11 protein-coding genes are annotated in these 4,431 nt (G+C 53.6%); all 11 read right to left on the bottom strand.

Annotation, left to right across the window (positions count from 1 at the left end; all coding sequences use genetic code 11):
• Nucleotides 1-337, bottom strand: a 337-nt coding sequence (gene rplR / locus DBR30_RS04275; RefSeq protein ID WP_108588200.1) for a 50S ribosomal protein L18, incomplete at its 3' end; no start/stop codon positions are given.
• A gap of 9 nt (nucleotides 338-346) precedes the next feature.
• Nucleotides 347-880 (bottom strand): 50S ribosomal protein L6, encoded by a 534-nt coding sequence (gene rplF / locus DBR30_RS04270; protein WP_108541219.1) that lies wholly within the window; start codon nucleotides 878-880, stop codon nucleotides 347-349.
• A gap of 13 nt (nucleotides 881-893) precedes the next feature.
• A complete protein-coding gene (rpsH, locus tag DBR30_RS04265; protein WP_005307980.1) occupies nucleotides 894-1,286 on the bottom strand; it encodes a 30S ribosomal protein S8 in 393 nt (130 codons plus the stop codon).
• Nucleotides 1,287-1,307: 21 nt separating this feature from the next.
• Nucleotides 1,308-1,613 carry a 30S ribosomal protein S14 gene (rpsN, locus tag DBR30_RS04260; protein WP_005340609.1) on the bottom strand — a complete coding sequence of 102 codons (306 nt, stop codon included), beginning with the start codon at nucleotides 1,611-1,613 and terminating at the stop codon, nucleotides 1,308-1,310.
• A gap of 10 nt (nucleotides 1,614-1,623) precedes the next feature.
• A complete protein-coding gene (rplE, locus tag DBR30_RS04255; RefSeq protein WP_005331162.1) occupies nucleotides 1,624-2,163 on the bottom strand; it encodes a 50S ribosomal protein L5 in 540 nt (179 codons plus the stop codon).
• 13 nt (nucleotides 2,164-2,176) lie between these two features.
• Nucleotides 2,177-2,494: a 50S ribosomal protein L24 gene (gene rplX, locus DBR30_RS04250; protein ID WP_005307977.1), complete on the bottom strand. Its 318-nt coding sequence runs from the start codon at nucleotides 2,492-2,494 to the stop codon at nucleotides 2,177-2,179.
• A gap of 11 nt (nucleotides 2,495-2,505) precedes the next feature.
• A complete protein-coding gene (gene rplN / locus DBR30_RS04245; RefSeq protein WP_005307975.1) occupies nucleotides 2,506-2,874 on the bottom strand; it encodes a 50S ribosomal protein L14 in 369 nt (122 codons plus the stop codon).
• A 147-nt stretch (nucleotides 2,875-3,021) separates the two neighbouring features.
• Nucleotides 3,022-3,270: a 30S ribosomal protein S17 gene (gene rpsQ / locus DBR30_RS04240; protein WP_005307966.1), complete on the bottom strand. Its 249-nt coding sequence runs from the start codon at nucleotides 3,268-3,270 to the stop codon at nucleotides 3,022-3,024.
• On the bottom strand, nucleotides 3,270-3,461 hold the full coding sequence (gene rpmC / locus DBR30_RS04235) for a 50S ribosomal protein L29 (RefSeq protein WP_005307965.1): 192 nt from the start codon (nucleotides 3,459-3,461) through the stop codon (nucleotides 3,270-3,272). The genes rpsQ and rpmC overlap by 1 nt, the downstream gene beginning before the upstream one ends.
• Nucleotides 3,461-3,874, bottom strand: a complete 414-nt coding sequence (rplP, locus tag DBR30_RS04230; RefSeq protein WP_005340612.1) for a 50S ribosomal protein L16 — start codon at nucleotides 3,872-3,874, stop codon at nucleotides 3,461-3,463. The genes rpmC and rplP overlap by 1 nt, the downstream gene beginning before the upstream one ends.
• Nucleotides 3,875-3,887: 13 nt before the next feature.
• The coding region (gene rpsC, locus DBR30_RS04225; protein WP_108588199.1) for a 30S ribosomal protein S3 at nucleotides 3,888-4,431 on the bottom strand (544 nt) is incomplete at its 5' end.

The raw sequence follows: 4,431 nt of genomic DNA, 5'->3' as shown, positions 1-4,431 counted from the left end.
CGTCACGTGCGGCAGCTGCCAGGGCAGCGATGCGACCGTGATACTTGAAACCGGAACGATCGAAAGATACGTTCTGAACGCCTTTGGCAATAGCACGCTCAGCGATAGCCTTACCTACAGCGGTAGCAGCATCTGCGTTACCGGTGTATTTCAGAGCTTCACTGATGGCTTTCTCTACTGTGGAAGCAGAGGCCAGAACTTCGGAACCGTTGGCTGCAATAACCTGCGCATAGATATGACGCGGGGTACGGTGAACAACCAGACGGGTAGCTCCCAGTTCCTGCATCTTTTTCCGAGCACGAGTAGCACGACGGAGACGAGCTGCTTTCTTGTCCATAGTGTTACCTTACTTCTTCTTAGCTTCTTTAGTACGCACTTGCTCGTTGGCATAGCGTACACCCTTGCCCTTGTAGGGCTCCGGAGCGCGGTAAGCACGGATATCGGCGGCGACTTGGCCAACCAGCTGCTTGTCGACGCCACGCAGAACGATTTCTGTAGCAGTCGGGCACTCAGCGGTCACACCAGCCGGCAGCACATGCTCTACCGGGTGAGAGAAGCCCAGAGCCAGCGCAACAGCATTGCCCTTGATGGAGGCTTTATAACCTACACCAACCAGCTGCAGCTTGCGCTCGAAGCCTTGGGTAACACCGATTACCATGTTGTTGACCAATGCACGGGCAGTACCGGCCTGAGCGTCAGCACCAGCGATGCTGCCGCGCGGGGCGAACTTCAGTACATTGTCTTCTTTGGTCACTTCTACACCGGCGTGAATAGAGCGAACCAGAGAACCTTTACCACCTTTGATGGTCAGTTCCTGGCCGTTCAGAGTCACCTCTACGCCAGCAGGAATAGTGACGGGTGCCTTAGCAACACGAGACATTTCCTACCTCCTATTAAGCGACGTAGCAGATGATCTCACCGCCCATGCTTGCTTTGCGAGCAGCACGGTCAGTCATCACACCTTTAGACGTGGACACGATAGCAACACCGAGACCGCCCATAACTTTCGGCAGATCAGTAGTGCGCTTGTAAATACGCAGGCCTGGACGGCTTACGCGTTGGATCAGTTCTACAACTGGCTTGCCCTGGAAATATTTCAGTTCAATTTCCAGTTCCGGCTTCACGTCACCAGCTACGGAGTAGCCTGCGATGTAACCTTCTTCTTTCAGCACTTTGGCGATAGCCACTTTCAGCTTGGAAGAAGGCATGGAAACCGCAACTTTGCTCGCCGCCTGACCGTTACGGATGCGGGTCAGCATATCCGCGATCGGATCTTGCATGCTCATAAGTCTAACTCCCGAGATTCGTTACCAAGAAGCCTTCTTCAGGCCCGGAATTTCGCCCTTCATGGCATGCTCACGCACCTTGATGCGAGACAGGCCAAACTTGCGCAGGAAACCGTGCGGACGACCAGTAATATTGCAACGGTTACGCTGGCGGGACGGACTGGAATCACGGGGCAGCTGTTGCAGTTGCAGTACAGCATCCCAACGCGCTTCTTCAGAAGCGTTCATGTCAACGATGATAGCTTTCAGCTCGGCACGCTTGGTCGCGTACTTGGCTACCAGCTTGGCACGCTTTGCTTCGCGCGCTTTCATGGATGTTTTAGCCATAACCCTAACCTTACTTGCGGAATGGGAAGTTAAAGGCAGCCAGCAGAGCACGGCCTTCTTCATCGGTATTCGCGGAAGTGGTGATGGTGATATCCAGACCACGGACGCGATCGACTTTGTCATAGTCGATTTCCGGGAAGATGATCTGCTCACGCACGCCCATGGAGTAGTTACCACGACCGTCGAACGCTTTAGCGTTCAGGCCACGGAAGTCACGGATACGCGGTACGGAGATGCAGATCAGCCGTTCCAGGAACTCCCACATACGCTCGCCACGCAGGGTTACTTTACAACCTATCGGGTAGCCTTCACGAATCTTGAAGCCCGCAACAGATTTGCGAGCTTTGGTGATCAGCGGCTTCTGACCGGAAATGGCAGCCATATCGGCAGCAGCATTTTCCAGCAATTTCTTGTCAGAGATCGCTTCACCAACACCCATGTTCAGGGTGATTTTCTCGATCCGAGGGACTTGCATGATAGTCTTGTAACCGAACTGCTTGGACAGTTCATTTACTACATCGGATTTGTAGTAATCATGCAGTTTCGCCATCGTTAAACTCCAATTACTTCACAAGTTCGCCGGTGGATTTGAAGAAACGGACTTTTTTGCCGTCTTCAATCCGGAAACCAACGCGGTCAGCTTTGCCAGTGGCAGAGTTGAACAGCGCTACGTTTGATACATCGATGGGGGCTTCTTTGGTGACGATACCGCCAGCCTGACCCAGTGCGGGTACCGGCTTCTGGTGTTTCTTCACCTGGTTGATGCCTTCCACGATTACCTTACCTTTTGCAATCAGGACTTGAGTGACTTTGCCACGCTTGCCCTTGTCTTTGCCGGTAAGAACAATCACTTCGTCTTCGCGACGGATTTTAGCTGCCATCGTTCGACTCCTTACAGTACTTCGGGTGCCAGGGACACAATCTTCATGAACTTCTCATTACGCAGTTCACGGGTCACCGGGCCAAAAATACGAGTACCGATTGGCTGTTGGTTGTTGTTAAGCAACACAGCCGCATTGTTGTCGAAACGGATGACAGAGCCGTCCGGACGACGAACGCCTTTACGGGTGCGTACGACCACCGCGTTATACACATCACCTTTCTTCACTTTACCGCGAGGAATAGCTTCCTTGATGGAAACCTTGATGATGTCGCCGATGCCGGCGTAACGGCGGTGCGAGCCACCCAGAACCTTAATACACATTACACTGCGAGCGCCGGAGTTGTCGGCAACACCCAGCATACTTTGCATCTGGATCATCTTAGTGCTCCGCTTTGTTTACTTCTTATCCCTAATGGGATCTGGCTGCCTTCAAAAGGCGCGAAACTATAACACAGGATTTTCAGAAAAGGTAGCCTAAAAAACAAACGGCCCCTGAAAGGGGCCGCTTGGACTACAAAGTACCGATTAGGCCTTTTCTACAACGGCAACCAGGGTCCAGGACTTGGTCTTGGACAGCGGGCGGCATTCGCGGATTTCCACGAGGTCGCCAGCTTTGCACTCGTTGTTTTCGTCATGCACGTGCAGCTTGGTAGTGCGCTTGATGATCTTACCGTAGATCGGGTGCTTTACCTTGCGCTCGATAGCAACAGTGATGGACTTGTCCATCTTGTCGCTGATTACACGACCTTGCAGAGTACGGATCTTGTCAGTCATTACGCACCTGCCTTCTCAGTCAGTACAGTCTTGATACGTGCGACGTCACGACGCACTTGTTTCAGAGTGTGAGTCTGAGCCAGCTGGCCGGTGGACGCTTGCATGCGCATGTTGAATTGCTCACGCAGCAGGCCCAGCAGCTCCTGGTTCAGTTCTTCGACGCTCTTTTGACGCAGATCTTGGGCTTTCATCACATCACCGTCTTAATTACGAAAGTGGTCTGAACAGACAGCTTAGCTGCGGCCAGGGCAAACGCTTCACGCGCCAGAGCCTCAGGTACACCGTCCATCTCGTACAGAACCTTGCCAGGCTGGATCGGGCAAACCCAGTATTCCACGTTACCCTTACCTTTACCCATACGAACTTCGAGGGGCTTTTCGGTGATGGGCTTGTCCGGGAACACACGGATCCAGATCTTACCTTGACGCTTAACGTGACGGGTCATGGCACGACGGGCTGCTTCGATTTGACGAGCAGTCAGTTGACCACGGGATGTCGCCTTCAGGCCAAAGGTACCGAAGGATACTTCGTTACCAGAGGTGGCCAGACCGCGGTTACGACCCTTGTGGGTCTTGCGGAATTTAGTACGCTTAGGTTGCAACATTTACCGAATCTCCTTACTTAGCAGCGCGGCGCTTGTTGTCACGCTTGGGCTTTGCAGGAGCTTGCTCTTGAGCAGCGGCAGCGTTAACAGCAGCCAGACCGCCCAGAACTTCGCCCTTGAAGATCCAAACTTTAACGCCGATCACACCGTAAGTGGTGTGGGCTTCAGAAGTTGCGTAGTCGATGTCGGCACGCAGGGTGTGCAACGGCACACGACCTTCACGGTACCATTCGGTACGCGCGATTTCAGCGCCGCCCAGACGACCGGAAACTTCCACTTTGATGCCCTTGGCACCCAGGCGCATTGCGTTCTGTACGGCGCGCTTCATAGCACGACGGAACATTACACGACGCTCCAGCTGGGAAGTGATGCTGTCGGCAACGAGTTTGCCATCCAGCTCCGGCTTGCGGACTTCGGAAATGTTGATCTGAGCAGGCACGCCAGCAATAGTGGCTACAGCTTTGCGCAGCTTCTCAACGTCTTCGCCTTTCTTACCGATTACAACACCCGGACGAGCGGTGTGAATGGTCACACGGATGCTCTTGGCCGGACGCTCA

Source organism: Aeromonas sp. HMWF017 (genome assembly GCF_003061465.1).
Classification (GTDB): Bacteria; Pseudomonadota; Gammaproteobacteria; order Enterobacterales; family Aeromonadaceae; genus Aeromonas; species Aeromonas veronii.
This window is presented reverse-complemented; position numbering and strand designations above follow the sequence as displayed.